The organism is Candidatus Pelagibacter communis (assembly GCF_001179945.1).
GTDB classification, from domain to species: domain Bacteria; phylum Pseudomonadota; class Alphaproteobacteria; order Pelagibacterales; family Pelagibacteraceae; genus Pelagilacustribacter; species Pelagilacustribacter ubique_A.
In genome coordinates this window covers 1-575 of record NZ_CVSG01000041.1, presented here as the reverse complement: position 1 = coordinate 575, position 575 = coordinate 1, and the positions used below count along the sequence as shown (strand labels likewise).

Sequence of the window (575 nt, the reverse complement as noted above, 5' to 3'; positions counted from 1 at the left end):
AAGGGCTAGTGACGAAGTGAGCCCAGGCGAATCAATACCGATGAGATTGATAAAATTATTATATCCTTTCTCAGATTCATTTATAATAATAAAATCACGAAACGATTCTCCATCATCTTGAATTTTTGGACGTATTCCCGTGAAATCTTCAAATAGATTTTCTTGATCTAATTCCATATAAGTATTTATATGTTTTAAAAACTCCTGCTTATGAGTGCTATCGATCATATAATTAATTTTATCTATGTAGTATGCATTAGGACCAAATCCTAAAGTACCATCTAAATGCAGTACAATATGAATGCCAAGTGACAGTTCATTTGGGAGTGGATAGATAAGAGATTTAATCTCATTGCGATATTTTGAAGTTTTATAATATTCTCCTTTACAATAATGCAGTTTATAATCATTAATTCCAACCATAGCAGAAATTTTGTCGCACCATAAGCCAGCTGAATTAATAATTATTTTAGATTCAGCTATATAACTTGAATCTTTAAAATATACTTCATAAAGATCATCTGTGTGGATGATATCTGTAACTTCTGTGTTATAAATAAGAGTTGAGTCATTAG

1 protein-coding gene is annotated in these 575 nt (G+C 30.1%); it reads right to left on the bottom strand.

All coding sequences use genetic code 11. The annotated features are described in order from the left end of the window. Positions 1 to 575 (bottom strand): NAD(P)/FAD-dependent oxidoreductase (locus AMN78_RS01050; protein WP_143323152.1); only part of this gene is annotated, 575 nt, incomplete at both ends.